The organism is Sphingomonas sp. HT-1 (assembly GCF_048568905.1).
In the GTDB taxonomy this organism is placed as follows: domain Bacteria; phylum Pseudomonadota; class Alphaproteobacteria; order Sphingomonadales; family Sphingomonadaceae; genus Sphingomonas.
In genome coordinates, this window is sequence record NZ_CP183770.1 from 487529 (window position 1) to 512521 (window position 24993).

23 protein-coding genes and 1 tRNA gene are annotated in these 24993 nt (G+C 63.3%); 7 read left to right on the forward strand and 17 right to left on the reverse strand.

Features of this window, described 5'->3' with window-relative positions; translation table 11 throughout:
• Nucleotides 1-10 precede the first annotated feature (10 nt).
• Nucleotides 11-307, reverse strand: coding sequence for a hypothetical protein (locus ACNFJ7_RS02350; RefSeq protein ID WP_050990224.1), 297 nt, complete (start codon nucleotides 305-307; stop codon nucleotides 11-13).
• Between the two features lie 277 nt (nucleotides 308-584).
• Between ACNFJ7_RS02350 and ACNFJ7_RS02355 the strand changes: the two genes are divergently transcribed.
• Nucleotides 585-1385 carry a DNA adenine methylase gene (locus ACNFJ7_RS02355; protein ID WP_019371204.1) on the forward strand — a complete coding sequence of 267 codons (801 nt, stop codon included), beginning with the start codon at nucleotides 585-587 and terminating at the stop codon, nucleotides 1383-1385.
• 187 nt (nucleotides 1386-1572) lie between these two features.
• Here ACNFJ7_RS02355 and ACNFJ7_RS02360 read toward each other — a convergent pair whose 3' ends face one another.
• The gene (locus ACNFJ7_RS02360) at nucleotides 1573-2553 is read right to left on the reverse strand and encodes a right-handed parallel beta-helix repeat-containing protein (protein ID WP_236704423.1); all 981 of its coding nucleotides are present in this window, start codon (nucleotides 2551-2553) and stop codon (nucleotides 1573-1575) included.
• A 337-nt stretch (nucleotides 2554-2890) separates the two neighbouring features.
• Between ACNFJ7_RS02360 and ACNFJ7_RS02365 the strand changes: the two genes are divergently transcribed.
• Nucleotides 2891-3325 (forward strand): hypothetical protein, encoded by a 435-nt coding sequence (locus tag ACNFJ7_RS02365; RefSeq protein ID WP_152997958.1) that lies wholly within the window; start codon nucleotides 2891-2893, stop codon nucleotides 3323-3325.
• A gap of 659 nt (nucleotides 3326-3984) precedes the next feature.
• Here the strand turns inward: ACNFJ7_RS02365 and tnpC are convergent.
• The 4 genes from tnpC to ACNFJ7_RS02385 all read right to left on the reverse strand — a co-directional run bounded on the left by tnpC (nucleotide 3985) and on the right by ACNFJ7_RS02385 (nucleotide 9638).
• Nucleotides 3985-5634, reverse strand: a complete 1650-nt coding sequence (tnpC, locus tag ACNFJ7_RS02370) for an IS66 family transposase (protein ID WP_019368397.1) — start codon at nucleotides 5632-5634, stop codon at nucleotides 3985-3987.
• 64 nt (nucleotides 5635-5698) lie between these two features.
• On the reverse strand, nucleotides 5699-6052 hold the full coding sequence (tnpB, locus tag ACNFJ7_RS02375) for an IS66 family insertion sequence element accessory protein TnpB (RefSeq protein WP_019368398.1): 354 nt from the start codon (nucleotides 6050-6052) through the stop codon (nucleotides 5699-5701).
• Nucleotides 6049-6513 carry an IS66-like element accessory protein TnpA gene (tnpA, locus tag ACNFJ7_RS02380; protein WP_026008935.1) on the reverse strand — a complete coding sequence of 155 codons (465 nt, stop codon included), beginning with the start codon at nucleotides 6511-6513 and terminating at the stop codon, nucleotides 6049-6051. The genes tnpB and tnpA overlap by 4 nt, the downstream gene beginning before the upstream one ends.
• Before the next feature lie 611 nt (nucleotides 6514-7124).
• The gene (locus ACNFJ7_RS02385; protein WP_037514175.1) at nucleotides 7125-9638 is read right to left on the reverse strand and encodes a TonB-dependent receptor domain-containing protein; all 2514 of its coding nucleotides are present in this window, start codon (nucleotides 9636-9638) and stop codon (nucleotides 7125-7127) included.
• Between the two features lie 333 nt (nucleotides 9639-9971).
• Between ACNFJ7_RS02385 and ACNFJ7_RS02390 the strand changes: the two genes are divergently transcribed.
• Nucleotides 9972-10047: transfer RNA gene (locus ACNFJ7_RS02390), tRNA-Arg, on the forward strand.
• Nucleotides 10048-10154: 107 nt separating this feature from the next.
• Here the strand turns inward: ACNFJ7_RS02390 and ACNFJ7_RS02395 are convergent.
• Complete coding sequence (locus ACNFJ7_RS02395; RefSeq protein WP_019370538.1) at nucleotides 10155-10829, reverse strand: OmpW/AlkL family protein; 675 nt, start codon at nucleotides 10827-10829, stop codon at nucleotides 10155-10157.
• 177 nt (nucleotides 10830-11006) lie between these two features.
• On the opposite strand from ACNFJ7_RS02395, the gene ACNFJ7_RS02400 reads away from it, so the two are divergent.
• Both ACNFJ7_RS02400 and ACNFJ7_RS02405 read left to right on the forward strand, forming a co-directional pair.
• Nucleotides 11007-11741, forward strand: a complete 735-nt coding sequence (locus ACNFJ7_RS02400) for a Crp/Fnr family transcriptional regulator (protein WP_019370539.1) — start codon at nucleotides 11007-11009, stop codon at nucleotides 11739-11741.
• Between the two features lie 78 nt (nucleotides 11742-11819).
• Entirely contained in the window at nucleotides 11820-12620 is an 801-nt protein-coding gene (locus tag ACNFJ7_RS02405) for a universal stress protein (protein ID WP_026009313.1), read from the forward strand.
• Between the two features lie 100 nt (nucleotides 12621-12720).
• Here ACNFJ7_RS02405 and ACNFJ7_RS02410 read toward each other — a convergent pair whose 3' ends face one another.
• Nucleotides 12721-12978: an SWIB/MDM2 domain-containing protein gene (locus ACNFJ7_RS02410; protein WP_010543335.1), complete on the reverse strand. Its 258-nt coding sequence runs from the start codon at nucleotides 12976-12978 to the stop codon at nucleotides 12721-12723.
• A gap of 434 nt (nucleotides 12979-13412) precedes the next feature.
• Here ACNFJ7_RS02410 and leuA point away from each other — a divergent pair, with 434 nt between their 5' ends.
• Nucleotides 13413-15071 carry a 2-isopropylmalate synthase gene (leuA, locus tag ACNFJ7_RS02415; RefSeq protein ID WP_019370541.1) on the forward strand — a complete coding sequence of 553 codons (1659 nt, stop codon included), beginning with the start codon at nucleotides 13413-13415 and terminating at the stop codon, nucleotides 15069-15071.
• A 43-nt stretch (nucleotides 15072-15114) separates the two neighbouring features.
• Here leuA and ACNFJ7_RS02420 read toward each other — a convergent pair whose 3' ends face one another.
• The 9 genes from ACNFJ7_RS02420 to miaA all read right to left on the reverse strand — a co-directional run bounded on the left by ACNFJ7_RS02420 (nucleotide 15115) and on the right by miaA (nucleotide 24110).
• A complete protein-coding gene (locus ACNFJ7_RS02420; protein ID WP_236704462.1) occupies nucleotides 15115-16836 on the reverse strand; it encodes a methyl-accepting chemotaxis protein in 1722 nt (573 codons plus the stop codon).
• Between the two features lie 149 nt (nucleotides 16837-16985).
• Nucleotides 16986-17342, reverse strand: coding sequence for a dihydroneopterin aldolase (locus ACNFJ7_RS02425; protein WP_019370543.1), 357 nt, complete (start codon nucleotides 17340-17342; stop codon nucleotides 16986-16988).
• Nucleotides 17335-18108: an SDR family oxidoreductase gene (locus ACNFJ7_RS02430; RefSeq protein ID WP_019370544.1), complete on the reverse strand. Its 774-nt coding sequence runs from the start codon at nucleotides 18106-18108 to the stop codon at nucleotides 17335-17337. The genes ACNFJ7_RS02425 and ACNFJ7_RS02430 overlap by 8 nt, the downstream gene beginning before the upstream one ends.
• Nucleotides 18108-18728, reverse strand: coding sequence for a GTP cyclohydrolase I FolE (folE, locus tag ACNFJ7_RS02435; RefSeq protein WP_019370545.1), 621 nt, complete (start codon nucleotides 18726-18728; stop codon nucleotides 18108-18110). Before folE ends, ACNFJ7_RS02430 begins: the two co-directional genes overlap by 1 nt.
• A gap of 289 nt (nucleotides 18729-19017) precedes the next feature.
• Nucleotides 19018-19617, reverse strand: coding sequence for a YceI family protein (locus ACNFJ7_RS02440; protein ID WP_019370546.1), 600 nt, complete (start codon nucleotides 19615-19617; stop codon nucleotides 19018-19020).
• Between the two features lie 96 nt (nucleotides 19618-19713).
• Complete coding sequence (ilvC, locus tag ACNFJ7_RS02445; protein ID WP_019370547.1) at nucleotides 19714-20733, reverse strand: ketol-acid reductoisomerase; 1020 nt, start codon at nucleotides 20731-20733, stop codon at nucleotides 19714-19716.
• Between the two features lie 50 nt (nucleotides 20734-20783).
• A complete protein-coding gene (gene ilvN, locus ACNFJ7_RS02450) occupies nucleotides 20784-21299 on the reverse strand; it encodes an acetolactate synthase small subunit (RefSeq protein WP_019370548.1) in 516 nt (171 codons plus the stop codon).
• 45 nt (nucleotides 21300-21344) lie between these two features.
• Nucleotides 21345-23090, reverse strand: a complete 1746-nt coding sequence (locus ACNFJ7_RS02455) for an acetolactate synthase 3 large subunit (protein WP_026009314.1) — start codon at nucleotides 23088-23090, stop codon at nucleotides 21345-21347.
• Between the two features lie 93 nt (nucleotides 23091-23183).
• The gene (gene miaA / locus ACNFJ7_RS02460) at nucleotides 23184-24110 is read right to left on the reverse strand and encodes a tRNA (adenosine(37)-N6)-dimethylallyltransferase MiaA (RefSeq protein ID WP_026009315.1); all 927 of its coding nucleotides are present in this window, start codon (nucleotides 24108-24110) and stop codon (nucleotides 23184-23186) included.
• Here miaA and serB point away from each other — a divergent pair.
• Nucleotides 24109-24987: a phosphoserine phosphatase SerB gene (gene serB, locus ACNFJ7_RS02465; RefSeq protein ID WP_019370551.1), complete on the forward strand. Its 879-nt coding sequence runs from the start codon at nucleotides 24109-24111 to the stop codon at nucleotides 24985-24987. The two genes, miaA and serB, sit on opposite strands and share 2 nt — an antisense overlap.
• Nucleotides 24988-24993 lie beyond the last annotated feature (6 nt).

Consider the following 24993-nt stretch of genomic DNA (forward strand, 5'->3'; position numbering starts at 1 on the left):
GCGGATAGCCTCACGTCGCCCGTCGCAGCACTGTCCCATACTTTGGCCGGAGGCGGCGGCGCTCGGCGAAGGCGCGACGATCGTCGGGGCGGGGCGGGGCGGCGAGATATGGACCAGTCACGCCGAAGAAGCGTGCCAGCTTGTCGCGATCGGCCACGGCGAGTTCGTAGGGCACTGCGTCGCGGACGAACCGCGCAACATACCCATCCCGTCGGCCAAGGATGCGGGACGCCTCTGCGAGCGATATGCCCGCCACCGCACACTGCTCGGCTACCCGTTGGCGGATCACATCTGGCGGCGGGTACATTCTCGATCTTCCTCCGAGCGGTCGGGCCGCGAGGAATATAGATTGTTCTTCTAATGTTCCAACATAGATTATGCCGCCGAGGTAGGCGCCTGGCGCTCCAGGAACGCTTCTGACGTAATGAGACACCACCGCACCGGCCTCATTGGCCGTGCGGGGGTTCCCGGTAGAGGCCGGGAGACCGACGGGCATCAGCCAGACCCCCGTCACGCGCGGCTGGCCTAGCCGCTAACGCCCCGCGCCCGTGCACCGGGCGGGGCCCCACTGAGTGAAAAACATCATGGAGTCGAATCTACTCGTCGCGCGTCCGGCGTCTCCGGCCGCGCCCTATATTGGCGGCAAGCGCAATCTCGCCGCCCGCCTAGTGGCGTTGATCGCCACCATTCCCCACCGGACCTATGTCGAGCCATTCGTCGGCATGGGCGGTGTGTTCCTCCGGCGCCCCTTCCGCGCCCAGGCCGAGGTGATCAACGACATTTCGACCGACGTCGCGAATCTGTTCCGAATCCTGCAACGCCACTACGTGCCGCTGATGGACATGCTGCGCTGGCAGCTAACCAGCCGGGCCGAGTTCGAACGGCTGGTGGCGGCCTCCCCGGACAGCATGACGGACCTCGAGCGCGCCGCTCGCTTCCTCTACCTTCAGCGGACGGCGTTCGGCGGCAAGGTCAACGGGCGCAACTTCGGCGTGTCCCGATCGACCGCGGCCGGCTTCGACGTCAACAAGCTGGAGCCGGCGCTCGCGGAGATCCACGACCGACTATCGTGCGTGACGATCGAGCGCCTGCCTTACGCAAACGTTATCCGTCGCTACGACAGCCCGGAAACCCTCTTCTACCTCGATCCGCCTTATTGGGGTTGCGAGCGGGACTATGGCGATGGCGTGTTCAGCCGCGCGGACTTCGAGCAGCTGGCTGAACAGCTTGCGGGAATCGCCGGTGGGTTCGTACTGTCGATCAACGCCACGCCCGGCGCGCGGGAGGTGTTCGGCCGATTCGATGTCGAGGACGTTGGCACGACCTGGACGATTGGGGCGAAAGCGCCGGCGAAGGTGACCGAGCTAATTGTTCGGTCGCGGTGACGGCGGGCTGCCGAAAAGCAACTGCTTCTCGGCAGCGGCCTCCGGCGGAGGCGATCGGGACGGCAATTTAAGTCGCTAGTGCACCGGCTTGCCGACGGGATGGGATAGCGTGAGGCGCTGGCTTGCGTGAGCTACCTATTGAAAGCTGAAACGGTCGACCAGAGCGGGCGACCGTTTCACAGCCCATTCACTGCGCCTTGTATTGGCCGCCAACCTTGTTACCGGGCGGCGTTTCTTGCTTGCCGGCGATTATGTACATCGGTGCGATGTTGCCAGAGAGCGTAGCCGGTCCCACGGTCCGGATCCAGGGGCGATAGTTCGGGCCTGCCGAGAGCGAGTTGTTGCGTATCACCACGCCAGTCCCCGGACCTTCGATGTTGATGCCGTGCCACATCACGTTAACGAATGTGTTTCCGATGATCTGCAAGTTGTCATACCCGCCGACCTTGGCCTCGTCACCAAAGAAGATCCCTTGGAATTCGTTCCCAGGAGATGCGATGAGGCGGTTCATCGTGATCTGGATATTCTTGCAGCCAGTTGTCTTGCCAGCGGTCCAGCATTGAATGCCGTCGGGATGATCACCGGGCTTTAGAGTGAACATAGACATAGAGTTGTTGTGGATGCGTCCGTTTCGCGTTCCAGGGATCTCCATCGCGTCGCGGCTAAGGTGGCTGAACACGTTGTTCTCGATCGTGAAGTTGGTGCTGTCCTCAACAACCAGCGCTACGCGCAGATCGTGGAAGGTTATGCCGCTGACGCGCAGATTGGTAACGTTCCGCACGTGGATGCCGTACATGTCATCTTGCCACATCCCGTTGGCCGGACCATGAACGAAGCCGCCGTTGAACGTGATGTTTGCTCCACCATTGACGTCGACCATCTTGGCCCAGTCCGGATCAGTGCCGCGAATGCGGGTGAACTCGATATTGTTGAACGTCACGTTGCGAACGTTCCTCACCCGCAGATTTTTGAACATGGCAGGGGCGTTTGGATAGGCGCTCTGGATCACGATCGGGGACGAGAACGTCCGGTCCCGGATCACCACCGTATCGTAGTTCGCCCGCTGGAGGCGAATCACTTCTCCGCCGCGTGCGTTAGCTATGGCTGCATCAAGCTGGGCCTTCGTGTTTACGGTAATGGCGGACAGCATGGCGAGTGTTGCAATCACTGCAGTTTCTCCAGGTGTGGCGAAGCTGGGCAAATCACCTCGCCAAGATCGGTTTCTCGTATATCAGAGGTCCCGTTCGGTGCGTTGCGGCGAGCAATCTGCCGATCGGATAACTGGTTAATAACCGTGGTTAACGGTCGCCAAAACTAGGGGAAATTGCGGTTGGGTGCCGCGCTTAGGCGTCGGCTCCGCGCAGGCGCCTACGCCGCATGTCCTCCCGGTTCCTTCTTCCTTATCTGCTGAGTCGTAAGCGTCCGACCAAGGCCGTCTGAGGGAAAGCGGCATGTCCGTTCCCGCCCACTTGCGGACGTTAGGCCCTACGTGACATGTTCCGGCTATGACCGTCGCTCTTGAAGCTGAAGTCCAACCGGCAACGCTTTCTCTCCCGCTCGATCAAAAATTTATGGTCGAGCGAGGGAGTGATCTTCACGCAGCTTTAAAAGGATTGCCTGATCTGTCATCAGGACAATCCGCCAAGCTCGAGCGAGGGCCAAAACACTATATCGAAGCTGTCCGGCACGGTGATCTCTGGGCGGTCAGAACTCGCAAAGGCAGCTACTTCAGTCTTGCATCGTTCACGGCCGAATTGTCGACCGATTACAGCGACCGGAAGGTGAAGGAGAGCCGTGCTGCTGGTTCCATTTGGAAGCGCATCAAACGAAGCATTATGTCGCCCTATCCGGAGCGGTCGCTCAGCACAGAGCAGGTTCAAACACTCTTCGCGGAGTTTTTTGCAGGAAGGAAGTTCAGCCTAGCAAAATCTGGCGCCTGAGCGTCATGTCCGCTCCCCACCACCTTCGGTCGTTCGCTGGAGGAATCTTCCTCAATCCACTGGAATGGCGGCTCTCGGCGCGACCGATCGAACGAACGGCCGAACGTGGGAGGGAAGCGGTCGCTCCTGCCTCAGCCCCTACTGGTGGCCCAGCAAGATTTGGGGCACATCCTGGGCATGAGTTGGACCGCCGACAGCAAAGACGTGAACCCGTTTCAACGCATTGCCCTTTTCGCAGTTCTCACAGTCGGGGCCATCCTCTTTATAATAACTCGCTTCTATCATACCCCACCTGTTCCGTCTCCCTTTGGATGCTACAAAGGTGCAGGAACCCCAGTGGTAGTATTGGGTGAGAAGCAGGTTGTGATCGGAGGGGGCAATGCATTTCACCGAATCGTCCTTACTGAGAGAAGTAAGAACGGCTACATGGTTCAACCAGGATTTGCGTTCGAGAGGCGAGGCGCAGGCACCCTTTCGCCAGTGGAAAGCTACCGCTTAGTTCTTATCGAAGCGAAGCCGCGTCACCTCCCCTCCATGAAGGTGGCGGTTGGTGATCACGACGACGTTCTTTTGAACATGGTGCCCTGCAGAAGCTAAATGGCCTTTCAAGCAGGCGACCACAAATGTCCGCCATTGGGCGCGAGCTGCCGGTCCGCTTTTTACGCACTTTCGGACGAAGCGGCTTCTGGGTCGACCCAATTCCAGGGCAGCAGCTCGTCCGTACGGTTGATGGGGTGACCTCGGCCAATTCGATCGAGGACGTCGGCGAGCCAGGCCTGTGGGTTGATGCCGTTCAGCTTCGCCGTCTCAAGCAGGCTGTAGATCGCTGCTGCCCGCTCGCCACCGCAGTCGGCACCGGCAAAGAGCCAGTTCTTGCGACCCACGGCGATGCCGCGCAAGGCGTTCTCCGCCAGGTTGTTGTCGATCTCGAGCCGACCATCGTCCGTGTAGGTGAGGAGCGCCGGCTTGAGGCGAACCGCATAGCGGAGCGCCTCCGCCAGCGGAGACCGCGCCGAAACCTGGGCGAGCACACCGTCTGCCCACTGGAAAAAGCCGAGCGCCTTCAGCTTCGAGAATTTGCGCGCTTTGCGGCGATCGTCATGCGGATCTCGGGTGATCCGCCGCTCGACCTCGTATAGATCGCCAATCAGCACCAGTCCCTCCAGGGCGATGGAGCGGGCATCAGCATCGAGCACGTCGCGCAGCTTGCGGCGCACATGGGCCCAACAGGCGACCGGCGTGATCAGCCCCGGCTGCCGATCGGCCGCGTAGAGCTTCTCGAAGCCGGCATAGGCATCTGCCTGCAGGAAGCCCGCAAAGGTCTTGAGGTGTTCGCGCGGCCGTTCTCCCTTACGGTCAGGGCTATAGCGGTAGAGCGCCGCCGGCTTGTCACTGAGACGCCATCGTCGATTGTCGCGCAAGTACACCCATAGCCTGCCCGTCGCCGTCTTCCCGCTACCCGGCGACAGTACCGGAACCGGCGTGTCGTCGGCGTGCAGCTTGGGGCTGGCCATCACATGCTCGGCGATGCCGTCGACCAGCGGCTGAAGCAGCCAGCTGACCTGGCCCATCCAGTCCGCCAGCGTCGATCGGCTGATCTCAACGCCCTCCCGCGCGAAGATCTGCGATTGGCGGTAGAGCGGCAAATGGTCCGCGAATTTCGACACCACCACATGCGCCAGCAAGCCTGGTCCGGCGCGGCCGCGGGGAACGGGTAGCCCCGGTGCTGGCGCCTGACTGATCGCATCGCAGCGCTTGCATGCCAGCTTCGGCCGAACGTGACGCACGACGTGGAAGCGTCCCGGAACATATTCCAGCACCTCGGTCACATCTTCGCCCAACCGGGCCATTGCGCCGCCGCAGCTGGTGCAACCGTTCGCTGCCGGTGCCGGGTGCAGCACCTCTTCGCGGCGAAGATGCGCAGGGAGCGCCTGACGGCGCGGCTGGATGCTTTCTGAGGCAGGCTCTTCCGCCGTCCCGCCGGTGACCACGCAGGTGGCATGCGCCTGCGCGGCCTCCAGATCCTCCAGCGAAAGCTCCAGCTGATCCGCCAGCAGCAACAGCCGCTCCGAGGACTGGCCGAACTTCATCCGCCGCAAACGGGCAAGCTGGACCTTCAGCTTCTCGATCTGCAGCGTCGTGATCTTGATGGCATTTTCGGCTGCGCCGAGCTGCTGCCGAGTTTCCTGATGCGCAGATCGCTCTGCTGTCAGCGCCTGCTCGGAGGCTGCGAGCTTGGCCTGCATCGCCGCCAAAAGCGCCTTCACCGCATCAGGATTGTCGGGGATGTCCAGCGCATCGGAAGACATGGCTTTTCATACCAGAACAGCGACTCGCGCCCAAGCAAAATGCGCGGATTTCTGCAGCTTTCCGCTACATCTGAACGGGCAATCGAGGCGCCTCCGGCGCCACCGTGCGACGCCAGTCCATCGCCTCGATCAGCAGGGCGAACTGCGCTGGGCTCAGGATAACGCCGCCATTCACCAGCGGCGGCCAGACAAAGCGATGACGCTCAAGCCGCTTGGAGAACAGGCAGAGACCGGTGCCGTCCCAATAGAGCGCCTTGAGATAGCTGCCTTTCCGGCTGCGGAAGAGGAAGACGTGCCCGCCATAGGGCTCCTGGTCGAACAGCGGCCGCACAAGTGCCGCCAGGCCATCGAAGCCGAGCCGCATGCTCACCGGCTTGCTTGCCAGGTACACCTTGGTGCCGGGTGGGAGCGAGATCATGCCGTTTCCCGCAGTACCCGCAGCACGCGGGCCAGCGCTTTCTCGTTGACATAGGTGTCGACCGACAGACGCACCCCGCCGGGCAATTCGATGTCGATGCCGCCAGGTCGCAAACCGGGGCTTGGCCGTATCAGTTCTTCCTGCGTCGGCCCTTTCTCGCGCGCCGCGGCACGGAATGGCGCAGCCACCTCGGCGCCCCGAAGAGCCACGGCGGGCTCGGCATCGGAGCCGCTCGCCAGTTCGCCATACGGGACAAATTGGAGCGGCTCCCCAGCCAGAAGCGCCATGTCGCGCTGCCGCTTGCGCCAGCCATGGATCAGACTGGGCGACATCCCGAGCTGCCGAGCAACGCCCACGATGGTGGCCCCCGGGGCATCGCATTGCGCCAGCACAGCGGCCCGCTCAGCGTCTGAATAGCGCCGGCGACGCTCCACATGGGTGATGACATCCATACGACCCATCCGCACTCTCCTTTCGGAGTGCGAAAGGACACTCCTGAGCGCTACTCGCCTCGCCCAGCAGAAGTTGCCACGCAATACGGGTCAGGTCGGACGCTTACGCTGAGTCGATGCATCACACCGCCGCAACGGGCGCAAGGCCGCTAAGCAGATTGGCGGCAGGGAAGGGGGGTGAGCACGGCAGGATGGTCAGTGCCAACATTCGAACAGCAACGCCCACTAGTCCGCAAATAACATTGGGAAGCATCTTGCGCGCTCGCGGTGCGAGAGCCACGGGAATCAGCCGATGATTGCCTTCATGGGTCGCGAGATCGAAGCAGATCCACTGATTGATGGACAGCGAGTCAGAAAAAAGTCGGGCGCCTCCCGAAGGAAGCGCCCGAATAGGCAAGGGTCCATCTGGGAGCCTTCTACCTAGTGAAGACTAATAATAGGTTAACCATAAATAAAAAGGGCGCGCAATGTTTATCTGGTTTGGGTGGTCCGAATGAAACATCATGCTGCGGATCAATATTGTTACGACACTGGATCAATACTAGGCGTTGGCTCGTAGGTAAAGAAAAGGCGGCCCCGCACCTAAGTGCGGGGCCGCCCTCGTTGCCACGTCCGCTGGATCAGAAGCTGAAGCGGACCGAAGCAGTGACCGTGCGGCCGGTGAGGGTCTGCGCGGTGACGATGCCGGAAGCCGGGATCGCAGCCGAATTGACCGAGACGAAGGCGAGCTTGTCGAACACGTTGAACACGTTCAGGCCGATCTGAATGCCGTCGACCGGGCGAACCTGGACGAACGGGCTGACGATGGCATAGCCCGGCTGCTTCAGCACGTTGTTGTCCTGGGCGAAGCTGCTGGTGGTGCCCAGCACATTGGTGCCGATGGTGAAGTGCTTCACTTCGAACTGCGGCGTCGCCTGGAAGATCAAGTCCGGCTGGTGGCGCGGCGTGTTGCCCACCAGCGTCTTGTCCGCCTTGTCCGCATCAATCGTGGCCTTGGTGTAGGTAGCACCAAGCCGCAACCCGAACGGCCCTTGCTCGAACAGGCCTTCCACTTCAACGCCCTTGGCACTGTAGTCGCGATCGATCTGCAGCACGACGGTGTTGCCGGTGGCGTTGGCGCCGATCTGCAGGTTCTTGTCCTGAGTCGAGGCCCAGAAGCCGGTGGCGAACAGCGTGACGCCGTCCTTGCGGAACTTCACGCCGCCTTCTGCCTGCTTCACCGGCCCATAGGCCATAGCCGGATCGGTCAGCGCGCCGGAGGCGGGGTTGACGGCGGGCGAGAAGAACAGGCGTTCAGCAGTGGCGCGCCCGCCACGGCTGTAGCGCGCGAACACCGACAGCGGTTCTGCGACGCGATAGTTCACGCCGACGGAGTAGGAGGCGTATTTGTAGCTATAGTCTGCCACGCCAGGGCGCGAGAGCGGCAGTACGGCGACCGCACGTTCGGCCGGTGCAATCGTGCCGTCGCGGTTCATGTCGACCGGTGCCGTACCCATGCGTCCGCCGCCGAGATCGGCGCCATAGAGCGTGCCGCTGACCTTTCCGAAATCATAGCGCATGCTGGCGCCGACCGAGAGCGCACCGATCTGGTAGTTGATCGAGCCATAGGGAGCGAACACCCGGTAATCGAGGTCGTAGCGGCGGCGATACGCGGAACCACCCGAGATACCGTAGTTTACCACGCCGCCTTGAGTAACCGAGGTGCCCGTAGCGGTGACCACATCGACATAAGCCGAACCCCCGTTCGGCGCGATGTCGAACACGTTCGTCATCAGGTTCAGGTTTTGCCAGAGCGCCTGCGACGAGGCATAGAACCCGGCAGTTGTCGTCAGCTTGCCCTCGCCGACGTTCCACACGCGACTCCCGCGGAAATCGTTGGTGAAGTTGTCGAGTTTGTCGAGGTCTGAATGGATGGCCAGGCCGTACATCATCAGCCCGTTGCCGTTCAGCGATGCGAGATTGGTGATCGTCTGACCGGACTTCGGGCCAGTGGCATAGCGCAGCGTCGCGCCCGGACCACCCAGCGTCGGTGCTACGGCTACAGCCGGCAGCAACGCCAACGAGCTGCTCTCGTTGTAACTACCCGAGATCGAGGCGTAGCGCATGCGGTTGCTGAACGTCCACCCGGCAATGTCGAACTGCGCTTCCAGGCCGAGCGAAGCCACCTTGCTGCGATTGCCGTCTAGCAGGTTCAGGTTGGTGACGTTGTTGTTACCGTCCAGCGCAAGGATCGACGACTTGAAGCGCGAGTCGAGGGTGTCTTTACGGGGATCGAAGCCAGCAATCGTGCTGTATACGGGATCGGCATTGGTGCCGCGGACGGCAACCGGCATCATCGCGTAGTTGGGTTCGCGGTCGTCAAGATACTTGCCGTAGACACGAACATAGCCGTTCTCGAACGTCTTGGTGACGTTCAGCTTGATCTGGCCGCCCTTGAATGCGTCGAAGCCGGTCGCGCGGGGGCCTTCGCCCTGACGATAGAAGCCGCCTACGTTGAAGCGCACGGTCTTGCTCAGGTGCCCACCATAGTTGAAGTCGACGCGACCGAGTTCATGATCGATGCCTGAGGAGAGCTGGATCGTGCCGCCTTCTTCCTCGCCGGTCTTCGAGATGAAGTTGACCAGGCCGCCCGGCGAGTTGGACGCGAAGGTGGACGCCGAACCGCCACGGATAGCCTGTACCTGGGACAGGCTGAGGTCGGTGCGCAGGAAGGCCGTGGTGGCAGCGAAGTGGATGTCGCCGAACTCGAGCACGGGCAGGCCGTCTTCCTGTATTTGCAGGAACTTCGAGCCGTCGGCAGCCATGGGCAGGCCGCGGATCGTGATTGCGGTCAGGCCGTCGGTGCCGGCGGTTTCGGCGCGGATGCCGGGTATGTTGGCCAACACTTCGGCGATCGAACGAGTCCCGATCTTCTGGATCTGCTCTTCGTCGATCGAGCTTGCAGAGATGGCCGAGTCGAGCAGGTCGCGTCCCTTGGCGACGCCCGTCGTGAACGACTGCTTGGCCGTTGCGGCCGGCGCTGCTTTGGCGCTGCGCGAGGCGGGGGTGCCTTCGCCAAGCGCCTGATCCTGCGCGTGAGCCGCGGTTGCGAAGAGAGCGCACGAAGTCGCCAGCACGAGACGGAAGTTATTCACGGGAGACCCCACTTTTCTGGTTTGTGTCCGGGGCCGTCTGTGCAGGCGAGGCGGTTAAGGAGTGAAAAACGTTACGTAGGGAGTTGTACTAGGAGGATTCGGAGAGCTCGGAAGCCGTCTGCCCGGCTAGCAGCCGAAATCCGAAGGCATTCAAGCACTGGCCGCGACCGAAACTAAGCGGTGCAAAATGCGACTCGAAGGGCGAGCACAAAGCCTCGAGTCGTTTTGCCTAAAGAGCAGAACACGGGTAGAACATCGAAAGCTTACGGCGTTTTGACAATTCGCCGTAAGCCGCGGAATATCGTACGAGAACAAAACGAGAATTTGTAGTAAGGCGCGTTGAAAAATAAGGCTTTCCTCTCGATTCCTAATCGAGAGGTCGGAGGTTCGAATCCTCTCCGGGTCACCATTTCCCCCGCAGGCGCGTAGAACGAAGGGAGCAGCGCGCCCTAGCACGCTGCTCCCAGTGATCCTCCGCCCGCCGGAGAGGGGATGGCGGGACGGGAGGAAAAAGGCTCAGAAGCGGGTGCCGATGCCGAAGCCGAACACCAGCGGGTTGATGTCAACCTTGGTCTGGTTGATCGTTCCATTGGTATTCAGGCGCGCAGTCGTGTCCATATCGATGTATTTTACGTCGAGGTTTAGGAAGAACTTCTTGTTCAGATCGATATCAATACCCGCCTGCAACGCATAGCCGAAGCTGTCCTTCAGCGAAAGACTGGTCTTGCCAAGCGCTTTGTTCAGCGATTCGCTGGTCTTCTCCGAATAGAAGGTGGTGTAGTTGATGCCTGCGCCGATATACGGGCGCACCGCGGTCTTCGGCATGAAATGATATTGCAGCGTCAGCGTCGGCGGCAGAACCCAGGTGCGGCCGACCTTGCCCAGCGCGGAGATCGCCTCGCGGCCCTGAAGGTCATGACGGGTGCTGGAGACGATCAGCTCCGCGCCGATATTGTCCGTCGCCATATAGGTGAAATCGACTTCGGGCATCACCGCATTGCCGACGCCGACCCGGCCGGTCGGGATCCCGGGCGTGATGCCGCTGGACGACTCGTTCGGGGCAACGACGATGCCGCGCAGGCGGACCAGCCAGTCGCCGGCGGCGATCCCGGCAGCGTCCTGGGCCTGGGCAGCTGCCGTCGAGGCCAGAAGGCCGGCAGCGGCCAGACCGACAAAAAGCGAAGTACGCATCTTCAAATCTCCTCGTGTTCGACGAGGGACCGGGTACGCCTGGCGCACCGCGGCAGGTTTGATCCGGCGCAATGTTGCGGCTAGGTAATGTTCCCAAGGGATTGCTGACCCTTTGCCTCGGACCAATACGTAACGACAGGCCACCGCGCGCGCGCCATGCAACGCGGGGAGGCGGATATGTACATGGATCGGAACCAGCCGGACTTCGGCGCAGCGGAATGGACCTTGCCTACGCGATGCGCCGCTTGCGACGTGCGGATGGCCTCGCTGTGCGGCCGCGTTTCCGCGCCGGCGCTGGAAGCGCTCAACAGGATCGGCCGAAAGCGCGTCTTGCGGCGCGGGGAGGCGTTGATTTGGCAAGGGGATGTCGCCGATCAGGTCGGCATCCTCCATCACGGCTTGGTCAAGCTCTCCGCCTCGTTGGAAGATGGGCGCGAGCAGATGCTGGGCCTTGCCTTTCCGGCCGATTTCGTCGGCGCGATCGGCGATCGACCGTCGAGCCACTGCGTTACCGCGCTCACCGAGACCGAACTGTGCGTCTTTCCGCGAAGCGCCCTGCCGGGGCTGGTCGAAGCGCATCCCGATATCGCCCAGGCACTGCTGACGCGGGCGTATGACGAACTCGATCATATGCGTCGCTGGATGCTGCTGCTTGGCCGCAAATCGGCAGAGGAGCGGGTGGCGAGCCTGTTGCTGCAGTTCGCGGCGCGAGGCGGATGCATGACGGGTGCCGCCGTGCCGCTGCCGCTCACCCGGCAGCAGATGGCCGAACTGCTGGGGCTGACGATCGAGACGGTGAGCCGTAAGCTGACGGCGATGAAGCGCGACGGGGTCATAGCGCTTCCCGATCTACGCAGCTTCGTGATGCTTGATCGCGACGCTCTGTCTGCAATCGCGGCCGAATATCCGTAACAAACCGCATGTCGGTGTCTGCCAGCGCAGAATAGCCTCGGAAGCATCTTCAAGTAAAACCAAGATGTGGAGGCGACGATGAAGAATGTTCTCGTTCTGATGCACGACGACGCCGGGCAGGAAGCACGGTTCCAAGCGGCCGTCGATCTCACGCGTGGTCTGGAGGGGCATTTGCGCTGCGTCGATGTCGCAATGGCCCCGGCCTATATGGGCGACTATGCCGATTTCGGCGTATCGGCGGCGCTGCTTGCCGACGAGCAGGCGCGCGAAGCCGAGAATCGCAGCCGCATGGAGCCGCGGCTGAAGGTGGAAGATGTGCCCTATGACTGGATCGACCAGACCGGATCGATCCGGGACTGCGTGCGGGCGGCGAGCGCGCTGGCCGATCTGGTAGTGCTTAACCGCGAACTGGACGGCACCAGCTATCCCGACATGCGCGAGTTGGTGGGCGATGCCGTGATCAAGACCGGCAAGCCCATCGTCGCGGTGCCGCAAAATGGCACGGGCTTCGATCTATACGGCCATGCCGTGGTGGCGTGGGATGGATCCCGCGCAGCCGAAGCGGCGCTGCAGGCGTCAATCCCGCTGGTGAAACATGCAGGGACCGTCACCATCCTGGTTGCGGACGAAGGCGAGTTGCGCGTCCCCGCAGCGGCGGCGGCCGAGTATCTGTCGCGCCACGGCATGCGGCCGGAAGTGCAAATCGTGCCGGTGCAGCGGAATGTGAGCGACACGATCCTGGAAGCGGTCGCAGCGCTGAAGGCGGCGTATCTGGTAATGGGCGGTTTTGGCCACAGCCGCTTTCTGGAGGCGGCGTTCGGCGGGGTTACGCGGCGGATGCTTGCGGAATGCCCTGTGCCGCTCGTACTGGCGCATTGAACCGCCGGCATTCTCCGTCAGGAAAAACAAATGGGGCGGGCATCATCGGATGCCCGCCCCATTTCCTTGCATCTTGCCGGTGAGGGCAAAGACGAGCGCTTTACTTGACGTGCTTGGCGAGGTGCTTGTTCATTTCGAACATGGTCGCCTTGTCGCCGCCGAAGATCGGCTTCAGCGTGTCGTCCGCCAGGATCTCGCGCTTGTTGGCCGGATTCTGCAGGTTGTTCTTCTTGATATATTCCCAAACCTTGCTGACGATCTCGCTGCGGGGCAGATCGGCGGTTCCTACGATCTTCGCGAGTTCGGGCGAAGGGGTAACCGGCTTGGCAATGCCGCCGCGTGCTTTGGTCTCGGCCATGATGTCTTACTCCTGTTCGTGCCCCTTTTCGGGGCTATTGCTTCGTCAGCGCCTCGGGATCGATGAGGCATCCTCCCCCTTGTCGCGTGCAACGATGTACTGCGGTTCGCACGGTTATGCACGTCCCTCCGCTCCCTTTGATCGTGGGAAGGGCCTCCTGTCCAGCCGAGAGATGGCGGGAAGGCGACGAGTTGCGTTTTTGTGGCGGCGCGGTGGTGCATCGGGGCAACACTCTTGCGGCACGTCATCTGGACAAGCGGCACAAATTGCGTCAGGACGGGGCGATGACGACGTTCGCGCGCCTCGATCTGCGACTTATCCGCCCTTAGGGGCCGATTTCGCACCTGCGCGTCTCCCCTAAGGGCAAACCGGACTTCCCGAACGCATCTCGGCTGCGCTAGGCGCAGTTCGACCTTTTGAGAGAGATACGCCCCATGTTGCGCGATCCGAGCGTGAAATACCGTCCCTTTCCCCAAGTGAATCTGCCCGACCGGCAATGGCCCGGCCGTACGATCACTCGGGCGCCGCGCTGGCTTTCCACCGACATGCGCGACGGCAACCAGGCGCTGATCGATCCGATGGATGGCGAGAAGAAGACCCGCTTCTTCGAACTGCTGCTGAAGGTGGGCGTAAAGGAAATCGAGGTCGGTTTCCCGAGCGCCGGCGCAACCGAGTTCGACTTCATCTCGGGTCTGGTGCGCGAGGGGCGAGTGCCCGACGATGTGATCGTCCAGGTGCTCACCCAGTCGCGTCGCGATCTGATCGAGACCAGCTTTCAGTCGCTGAAGGGCGCCAAGCAGGCGATCGTCCATCTCTATAATGCGGTGTCGCCGGCCTGGCGGCGTATCGTGTTCAACATGAGCCGCGACGAAGTCCGCCAGATCGCCATCGAAGGCGCCAAGGTGCTGCGCGACGAGGCTGGCAAGCAGCCCGACACCGATTGGCATTTCGAATATAGCCCGGAGACCTTTTCCACCGCCGAACTCGATTTCTCGGTCGAGGTCTGCGAGGCAGTCATGGACATCCTGCGGCCAACGCCTGAAAAACCGCTGATCCTGAACCTCCCGGCGACCGTCGAGGCGGCGACGCCGAACGTCTATGCGGACCAGATCGAATGGTTCTGCCGCAATATCCGCAATCGCGATAGCGTGGTCATCAGCCTGCACACGCACAACGATCGCGGGACCGGCGTTGCGGCGTCCGAACTTGGGTTGCTCGCCGGCGCGGACCGTGTGGAGGGCTGCCTGTTCGGCAATGGCGAGCGCACCGGCAATGTCGACCTGGTTACGCTGGCGCTGAATATGTACACCCAGGGCGTCGACCCGGGCCTCGACTTTTCCAATATCGACGAGGTGATCCAAACCGTCGAATATTGCAACCAGCTGCCGGTCCATCCGCGCCACCCCTATGCCGGCGATCTGGTGTTCACGGCTTTTTCCGGCAGCCATCAGGATGCGATCAAGAAGGGCTTCGCGGCCCAGGCGGCTCGCAACGACCAGCTGTGGGACGTGCCGTATCTGCCGATCGATCCCAAGGATCTCGGCCGCGATTACGAAGCGGTGATCCGCGTCAATTCGCAGTCGGGCAAGGGGGGCGTCGCCTGGGTCATCGAACAGGACAAGGGCCTCAAACTTCCCAAGCGCATGCAGGCCGAATTTTCCAAGCACGTCCAGGCGCTTGCTGACGAAACGAGCCGCGAGCTCAACGCCGCCGACATCTGGGGGTTGTTCGAGCGCGTGTACCTGCCGGGCGAGAAGGACCGGATCGCGCTGGTAGATTATGAGGAAAGCGGCAGCGCGGGCAGCCGTGTCTTTGTCGGCCGCATCTCGATCGATGGCGATAGCCGCTCGATCTCGGGGCGAGGCAACGGCCTGATTTCGGGTGTAATCGATGCGCTGGCGGGTTCCACCGGCCCGCGGCTCGACGTCGTTGATTACAGCGAGCATGCGATGGGCGGCGGCGCGGATGCGCAGGCGGCCGCCTATGTCGAGTGCCGTACGGAGGATGGTCGGACGGTGTTCGGGGTCGGTATCGACGCCGATATCGCCACGGCCTCCGTGCGGGCAGTGCTGAGCGCCGCCAACCGCGCCTGAGGCGGCGACCGTCCCTCCCGCCTCGGCGGGAGGGACCTCCGGATTAGTGGACGGTCGCCGCGTTCCGTTCGGAAACGGCGCTGCGGGCCTGCGCGGCGCGATCGAAGCGGAAGGCGCCGGCACGCTGGGCCAGCGAACTGACTTCGCCGGACAGGTTGCGGATCGCGGCCGAAGTTTCCTCGACCATTGCCGCATTCTGCTGCGTCACCAGGTCCATCGCCTTCATCGCCGTCGCCACTTGGCTGACGGCGGCCGACTGGGCATGGTTATCATGGTCGATCGCGGCGATCAGATCGTGCACCGCTTCGACGTCGCCGGAGATCGTGTCGAGCGCCGTATCGGTATCGTGCACCGCATCGGCAGCCTGGATGATGTCCGCCTGGGTTTCGCTCAACATGTCGCGGGCCTGTTTGGCCTGATCTTCGGCACGCAGCGCCAGCGCCGCGACGAGATCGGCGACGACCATGAAGCCGCGGCCGGCTTCCCCGGCGCGACCGGCTTCCACTGCCGCGTTCATCGCGAGCACGCGCGTCTGGAAGGCGATCTTGTCGAGCCCCTCGATTACGCCATCGATATTCTTGGCGCTGCCGCTGGCGCGATCCATTGCCTGCACGGCGCGTGCCGTGGTGCCGCGGCCGTCGCGCAGCGCGGTGGTGGCTTCGCCGGCGCGCTTTACGGTGTTGTCGGCGGCGATCATCGTCGCGCGCAGGCGTTCCTCGATCTTTTCCAGCGCCTGGGTGGCCTGGGCGAGGTTGGCAGCGCTCTTTTCGGTGCGGTGCGCTAGATCCTCCGATCCATGTGCGATTTCGCTGGAGGAGGTGCGGATGTTCTCGGCGCTTTCGCTGACTAGCTGCACGCGCGCGCGCAGCGAAGCGATCGCTTCGTTGATGTTCTGCCGCAGCACTTCATATTCGGCCGGAAAGCAGCGGTCGATCGTACGGCTCAAATCGCCTTCGCGCAACGCGAGGAGGCCACTGCCCAGAACTTCGGTTACTTCGCGCTGCTGCGCCAGCTTGTGCGCATCGGCCTCGCTCTGCGCGGCTGCGGCGGCGCGATAATGTTCGAGGCCGCAGGCGATGCGACCCATCTCGTCGGTGCGATCCTGATAGGGAATGGTCGCCACTTCACCGCGGGCCAGTCGATCCGTCAGGCTTGAAAGCGTGCCGACGGGTTCGAGGACACGGCGATACATGGTGATGTAGAAATGCGCAGCCTGCCCTGCGACGATCAGACCCAGCACCACGACGATGCCGATCGCAAGATAAAATTCCGCGGCGCCGCTCGCCTGGACGCGGGTCTGCTCGGCGCGCGTCATCGCGATCAGCTTGTCCACCGCCGCGCGGTGGGTGGCATAGAGCGCGCTGAGCTTGGCATAGCTCGCGTCCATCGCCGTGCGATTCTGCAGGCGAGCGGCGGGAAGGAAGCTCTGCTCGAGTTCGGTCCAGAAAGCCTGCGCGGCCGGGTGCGCCTGTTGCAGCAACTGATTGCGCAGGCCGTCGTCGATCGATGCCGTCTGCCAATATTGGTTGCGCTCGCCGTAGAGCTTCTGGAGCTTCGACAGCTTTTCCTCATGTGCGCCCACCGTTTCCGGATTGCGGGCGATCAGCGTCGCTTCCAGGAAAGGCTCGATGATATATTCCGGGGGGGGAAGGATGTCCGCGATCAGATCGGCATTCACCTGCTGGTGCACCTGCACTTCGCCGCCCATGCGGATACGATCCAGCCGCCATGCGGCAAGCAGCCCGCCCGCCAGCAGGATCGCCATCATGGCTAAGGCGCTATTGCGAACGAAATTGGCAATCGACATCCACAGTCCTCTGGTGGCGGGCGCACGGCTCCCCCGATCGGCCCCCCGGCGAAAAGGCCTTGGTAGATTATAGCGGGCAGGGTGGGGTCGCGGCGCGGCGACGTCGATTAATCTGCGGAACTACGTATGATTTCGCAGCCGACGCGAGCGTCAGGGTAGACATCCTGCTTGGCGGAGCGGACGCGCACTTCCGCCACTCGCCGATCGCGAAGCGCAAGGCGGGCGATCTCCTCGCACAGCACTTCCTGCAGCTCGAAATGTCGGGATGCTACAAGCGCATGAATGCCCTCGCGGAGGAAATCATAATCCACGACAGCGTCGATCCGGTCCTCCGGGATCGCAGGGTAGCGGCAGGTCATCGCCACATCGATGCGCACCCGCTGCGGCGCCGCGCGCTCGTGCGGATGGATGCCTAGCCCCATGATGACGTCGAGCGCTTCGAGGTGGATGACATAATCAGGCATCGGGTCGGTGCTCGCGTCCTTCGAACATCACGTCGCTGTCGCGGGCAAGGAAATGCTGGCCGCAATCGACATAGACATTCTGGCCGGTGACGCTGCCGCATTCGAGCAGGTATGCAACCGTCGCCGCGATGTCCGCCGGATCGACCGGGCGCCGCAACAGGTTCTGCGTGCCGGTGCGGGCGAATTCCTCTTCGCTCTGGTCCAGGCTGGGCAGGGTGAGGCCGGGGGAGACGGCATTCACCCGCACGCGCGGCGCCAGCTTCTGCGCCAGCATGTGTGTCGCGCCCTGCAGCGCCAATTTGGAGCAGGTGTAGCTGAAAAAGTCCGGGTTGAGATTGCCCACCTTCTGGTCGAGAATGTTGACCACCGCTCCTCCCTCCAGATCGCGCTGCGCCGCCAGCGCCGTCGCAAGGCCGACGGGGGCGGCAAGGTTCACATGCATATGGCGATCGAGCAGGGCGTAGTCGGCGATCGGCGGCTGGTCGTAGGCGAACAGCGAGGCGTTGTTGACCACCGCGTGTAACGTCCCGCCGAAGGCCGCGCGGCAGGCCTCGACCAGCGCGACGGGGGTAGCCGGATCGGCGAGTTCGCCCGGCAGCACGGCCACCGTCGCGCCGTCCATGCGCAGGGCGGCGGCCAGTGCTTCCGCCTCGTCGGGCGAATGATGGTGGTGGAGGGCCACCGCCCAGCCCCGGGCGGCGAGGCAGCGGGAAATGGCGGCGCCGATCCGCCGCGCCCCCCCCGTCACCAGCACACGGCGCTGCATCAATAGCCCATCAGCTTGAGTACTTCGGCCCGGCTCCGCTCGTCTTCGCGGAAGACGCCCATCATCCGGCTGGTGACCATGCCTACGCCCGGCGTGCGGACGCCGCGCGCGGTCATGCAGCCATGCTGCGCCTCGATCACGACTGCGACGCCGAGCGGATGCAGGTTACTCCAGATACAATCCGCGACTTCCGCGGTAAGCCGTTCCTGCACCTGCAGCCGGCGGGCGAAGGCGTGCAGCACGCGTGCGAGTTTAGAAATGCCGACAACATGGTTCCTGGGCAGATAGGCGATCGAAGCCTTGCCCGTAATTGGCGCCATGTGGTGCTCGCAATGTGACTGGAAGGGAATGTCCTTCAACAGCACGATCTCGTCATATCCACCGACTTCTTCGAATACGCGGGCAAGGTGATGCGACGGATCTTCCTGATATCCCGCGCAATATTCCCGCCACGCGCGCGCCACGCGCTGCGGCGTATCCAGCAGGCCTTCTCGGCCGGGATCATCGCCCGCCCAGCGGATAAGCGTGCGGATCGCTTCCGCTACGTGCTCCGGCACCGGAATTTTCGGCGCAGGTGCGACGATGTCACCGTCTTCGGGGCCATCGTGGTGATCGTGCATGTTCCTTCGTCCTTCTGGCGACCGCGTTGCCGTGCCGCTGCACCCTTGGCCCATCACGCGATCTGCAGGACCGCCCTGCGGGACGAGTCAGCGCTACGTTCCGGTTGCAGAAACAGCAAAGTTACTAGCGGCGCAAGCCCGCCGCCCGAGTTCCCAGCGGCGAGGCAGCAACTCGCTTGACCAGGCAACGGAAAACGCCTCGGCGGGCTAACCCCGCCGAGGCGTTGTCGCTGTTTGCTACCCAGTCCCTTCGCCGCGGGAATGGCGATCAAAGGGGCGTGCGGGCAGATTACTTCGCCGCGAACGCCGCGTTGATGTGCAGCTTCACTTCGTCGGAGACGAAGGGAACATATTTGTCCATGCCGAAAGCGCTGCGGCTGATCACGGTGGTAGCTTCGAAGCCAAAATTCAGCTTCTTCGACATCGGATTGGTGCCCGCACCAACCAGCGTCGTATCGAGCGTGACGGGCTTGGTGACGCCGTGCAGCGTCAGGTCGCCGGTGATCTGCGCTTTGGTACCGGAGACGACCACCTTGGTCGAGACGAAGCGGATCGTCGGATACTTGGCCGAGTCGAAGAAGTCCGGCGAAGCAAGGTGCTTGTCGAGCGCCGCGACGGTGGTGACGATGCCGCTGGTGGGAATGGTGATGTCCAGCTTGGCGTCGTTCGGCTTGGCCGGATCGATCGTCAGCGAGCCGGTGGTGCCGCCGGCCTGGCCGGTGAAGTGGCTGAAGCCGAAGTGATTAACGGTGAAGTCGACCTGCGTGTGGCCGGTATCGACTGCATAGGTGCCGGCTGGGACACGGGAAGCGTCGGCCTGGCCGGGCAGTTCCTGGGCGAAGGCGACCGGAGCGGCCGCGATGAGGGCGAAGGCAATGAGAGCGCGCATGACAATTCCCCTTGGGTGGTTGCGTCACGCCCGTAATGAGGCTGCCGGCCGCGCAAAGCTAGTGCGCAGCCGGCAACCTAAGGTTTCCGCCAGTGATCAGTTCTTTGACTGATCGACCAGCTTGTTGGCGCCGATCCATGGCATCATCGCGCGCAGTTCGCTGCCAACCTGCTCGATCTGGTGGCGCTTGGCGGCGATGCGGCTGGCCTTCAACTCGGGCTGGCCGGCGCGGTTGTCGAGCACGAAGTCCTTCACGAAGCGGCCCGACTGGATGTCGGCGAGCACGCGCTTCATTTCCTTCTTGGTCTCTTCGGTGATGATGCGCGGGCCGGTCTTGATGTCGCCATACTCGGCGGTGTTCGAGATCGAGTAGCGCATGTTGGCGATGCCGCCCTCATACATCAGGTCGACGATCAGCTTCAGTTCGTGCAGGCACTCGAAATAGGCCATTTCGGGGGCATAGCCAGCCTCGACCAGCGTCTCGAAGCCGGCCTGGACGAGCGCGGTGGTGCCGCCGCAGAGCACGGCCTGCTCGCCGAACAGATCGGTCTCGCACTCTTCGCGGAAGTTGGTCTCGATGATGCCCGAACGGCCGCCGCCGACGCCGGACGCATAGGCCAGCGCCACGTCATGCGCGTTGCCCGAGGCATCCTGGTGGATCGCGATCAGGCAGGGGACGCCGCCGCCGCGGACATATTCGCTGCGCACGGTGTGGCCGGGGCCCTTGGGCGCGATCATGATCACGTCGATGTCCGCCGGCGGCTCGATCAGGCCGAAATGCACATTGAGGCCGTGCGCGAAGGCGAGCGCCGAACCCGGCTTCATGTTGCCCTTGAGGTCGGCCTCCCAGATCGCGGCCTGGTGCTCGTCCGGCGCCAGGATCATCAGGATGTCGGCCCAGGCGGCCGCTTCCTTGTTCGGCAGCACCTTGAAGCCGGCGGCTTCCGCCTTGGCGGCTGAGGCCGAACCCGGGCGGAGCGCGATCGCGACTTCCTTCACGCCCGAATCGCGCAGATTCTGCGCGTGCGCATGGCCTTGGCTGCCATAGCCGAGGATGGCGATCTTCTTGTCGGTGATCAGGTTCAGATCGGCGTCGCGATCGTAATAGACACGCATGGTGGTATTCTTCCCTTTCAAATCAGCGGTGCGCGGGTGCGCGGAAAATATCAGGCGGCTTCGCGGCCGCGCGAGATCGCGACGATACCGGTGCGGGCGACTTCGATCAGTCCCACTTCGCGCATCAGCTCGACGAACTTGTCGATCTTGTCGATCGTGCCGGTGACTTCGAACACGAAGCTGGAGATGGTCGCATCGACCACCCGGGCGCGATAGACTTCGGCGAGGCGCAGCGCCTCGATCCGGTGATCGCCGGTGCCGACCACCTTCACCAGCGCCAGCTCGCGTTCGACATGCTCGCCCTTGGCGGTGAGGTCGACGACCTTGTGGACGGGCACCAGCCGCTCGAGCTGGGCGATGATCTGCTCCATCACTGGTGCGGACGCGAAGGTGACGATGGTGATCCGGCTAATCAGATCGTCGTCGCTGATCTCGGAAACGGTGAGCGACGAGATATTGTAGCCGCGCGCCGTGAACAGGCCGGCGATCCGCGCGAGGATGCCGGGCTCGTTATCGACGATGACCGCCAGCGTGTGGCGCTCGATGGCTTCTTCCTTGATGTGCATTTCTACCCCTTCGATCCTCCCGCATGGAGAGGATCCAAAATCCGGTCAAACCAGCGCCTTGGCCTCGTCGTCCATTTCGCCGGAGACTTCGCTCGCCTGGAGCAGCATCTCGGTGTGCGCCGCGCCGCTCGGGATCATCGGGAAGCAGTTTGCCAGCTTCGCCACGCGGCAATCGACAAGCACCGGGCCATCATAGTCGAGCATCGCCTGGATGCCGTCGTCCAGCTCGGCGCGCTTCTCGATGCGGATGCCCTTCCAGCCATAGGCCTCGGCGAGCTTCACGAAATCGGGTAGCGCGTCCGAATAGCTCTCCGAATAGCGCGACTGGTAGGTCAGCTCCTGCCACTGGCGGACCATCCCCATATATTCGTTGTTGAGGATGAAGATCTTCACCGGCAGGCGATATTGCGTAGCGGTCGCAAGTTCCTGAATGTTCATCTGGATCGAAGCTTCGCCAGCAATATCAATGACAAGCGCGTCAGGATTACCCAGTTGCGCGCCGATCGCAGCAGGCAAGCCATACCCCATGGTGCCGAGACCGCCGCTGGTCAGCCATTTGTTCGGCGCCTCGAATCCGAAATGCTGGGCCGCCCACATCTGGTGCTGGCCGACCTCGGTGGTGATGATCGGGGCACGATGCTTGGTCGCCTCGTACAGCGCGCGGATCGCCCGCTGCGGCATGATGACATCGCCGCCTTCCGGAAAGTCGAGACAGCGGCGCGCGCGCCAGCCATGAATGCGGCTCCACCATTCGCCAAGATCCGGCTTGGGGTGGGCGCGCGTCTTCCAGCTTTCGATCATCGCATCCAGCGCGCGTGCGCAATCGGCGATGATCGGCAGATCGACACGGACATTCTTGTTCACGCTCGAACGATCGATATCGATGTGCACCTTGCGGCTGTTCGGCGCGAACGCATCCAGGCGCCCGGTGACGCGATCGTCGAAGCGTGCGCCGACGGCGATGATCAAGTCGGCCTGGTTCATCGCCATATTTGCTTCATAGGTGCCGTGCATGCCGAGCATGCCCAGCCACTGGTCCGACGACGCGGGCAGGGCGCCCAGGCCCATCAGTGTCGACGTAACCGGCGCGCCGGTGATTGCAGCCAGCTCTCGCAGTAACCGCGTGGCTTCCGGCCCCGAATTGATGACGCCGCCGCCCGTGTAGAAAACGGGGCGCTCAGCCGCCGCCAGCATATCGACCGCTTCCTGGATCTTCGCAGCGTCTGGTTCTGTCGTCGGCCGATAGGTCTTGTGCTGGATAGGGCCGGGCGCTTCGTAACGTGCGGTGGCGACCTGCACGTCCTTGGGGATATCGATCACAACCGGACCGGGGCGGCCAGACGTGGCGATATGGAACGCCTCGTGCACCGTCGCGCCCAGCAGCTCCGGCCGCTTCACCAGATAGTTATGCTTGGTACAATGGCGGGTGATGCCGACCGTGTCCGCTTCCTGGAAGGCGTCGGTGCCGATCAGCGTCGTCGGCACCTGACCGGTGATGACGACCATCGGGATCGAATCGAGCAGCGCATCGGTGATGCCGGTGATCGCATTGGTCGCGCCCGGGCCCGAGGTGACAAGGACGACTCCCGGCTTGCCGGTCGAACGGGCGTAGCCCTCGGCGGCGTGCGTGGCGGCCTGTTCGTGGCGGACCAGAATGTGCTTGATCCGGTCCTGCTTGAACAGGGCGTCGTAAATCGGAAGCACGGCACCGCCGGGATAGCCGAACACGACTTCCACCCCGAGGTCGGTCAAAGCCTCGATCAGGATGTCTGCGCCGCTCTTCTCGGTCACATTTGCCTCCACGCAATCGCAAAATGGTATACAGTGCAGAAAGATTTCCGCCGGAGAAGGGCTGCTACTCGCACGAATATGATAGGTCAACCCCTAAAGAGATAATTTCCTTTCAATTCTCTTGGCATTTATGTATGTATCTGTCTCCGCCGTCGACTCCCAACCCCCAGGGGGTTGGCGGCGGAACCAAGTGTATTGACGCTTGGCATATTGTCGCGAAGCCGTGGCCCCCGCCCAAACAGCCTCGTCATCGCTCCACTCGCCGGCAAGAACCCTGCTGATCTCGTCTACGCCAATCGCTCGCAGCACCGGTGCGTCGGCGGGGACGTCGCTGCGCGAGAGCAATGCGCGGACCTCGTCTTTCGCCGTCGCGACCATCATGGCGAAGCGGCGATCGATGCGCTCGCCCAGCCAGGCGCGATCGGGCAGCAGGATCAGCGGAGCGAGATAGACGTCCGCGCCGATGCCGCCTTCGCGGCGATCCTGCCATTCCGCGAGCGTGCGCCCGGTGGAGCGCACGACTTCCAGTGCTCGGGCGACCCGCGTGGTATCGCTCGCGTTGAGCCGGGCGGCCGATCCGGGATCTGCGATGGCGAGCGCGGCATGGGCTTCGGCGACCGGCAGTGCGCGCACCCTCGCCCGGATCGCGGGGTCGATTTCGGGAATGGGCGCGATGCCGTCGATCAGCGTACGCAGATATAGGCCGGTGCCGCCAACCAGGATCGGCAGGCGGTTCTCCGCGTGCGCTTCGGCAATCGCAGCGCGCGCGTCGGCGGCCCAGCGCGCGGCCGAGCAGGCCTCGGCACCGTCGATATGGCCGAACAGCCGGTGCGGCGCGCGGGCTTCCTCTTCCTCGGAGGGGCGGGCGGTGAGGATGCGGAGGTCGGCATAGACCTGCATCGAATCCGCGTTGATCACGGTGCCGCGATGCTTTTCGGCGAGCGCGAGCGCCAGCGCGGACTTGCCGCTTGCCGTCGGCCCTGCAATGAGCGCCACGCGCGGTAGCCCAGGGGAAATCATGTTCATTGCGACGCTGATAGCAGAAGGTCTCACGTCAGGGCAGCTGGAGGCGGCCAAGGATCGCCTGGCAGCTGCGGGGTGCGTGCCCGGTAGCTGGCGGTGGCTCGACGATGGCATCGCGGCGGATCTGCCCTTTGCGGCGCAACCGGACGCGGCGCGCGCCGCGCTGGAAGGGGCGGTCCCCGGCACCGATGTGATCGTGCAGGTGGAGGTGCATCGCGAGAAGAAGCTGCTCGTCGCCGACATGGATTCGACGATGATAACCGTCGAGTGCATCGACGAACTCGCCGACTATGCCGGAATCAAGCCGCAGATCGCCGAAGTGACCGAGCGGGCGATGCGCGGCGAGCTGGACTTCGCCGAGGCGCTCGATGCCCGCGTGGCGCTGCTCAAGGGCCTGCCCGAGACCGCGATCGACCAGTGCCTCGAAGAGCGCGTGCGGCTGATGCCGGGGGCTCAGGCGCTGGTGCAGACGATGCGCGCGCGGGGCGCCCATACGATCCTCGTCTCGGGCGGCTTCACCCGCTTCGCCGAGCCGGTCGGCACGCAGATCGGCTTCGATCGCCGCATCGCCAATGTGCTGGAGATCGAAGGCGGCAAGCTCACCGGCACCGTCACCAAGCCGATCGTCGACAGCAGCACTAAGGAAACCACGCTGCTCGGCGCGACGGCGGAGCTTGGCCTATCGCCCGAGCAGACGATGGCAGTGGGCGACGGCGCCAACGACCTGGCGATGATCCGCAAGGCCGGGTTGGGCGTCGCCTATCACGCCAAGCCGATCGTGGCGGCGGCGGCCGGCGCGCGGATCGACCACGGCGACCTGACGGCTTTGCTCTATGCCCAAGGAATTGTGCGGGCCGACTGGGTGCTGGACTGACGGTGC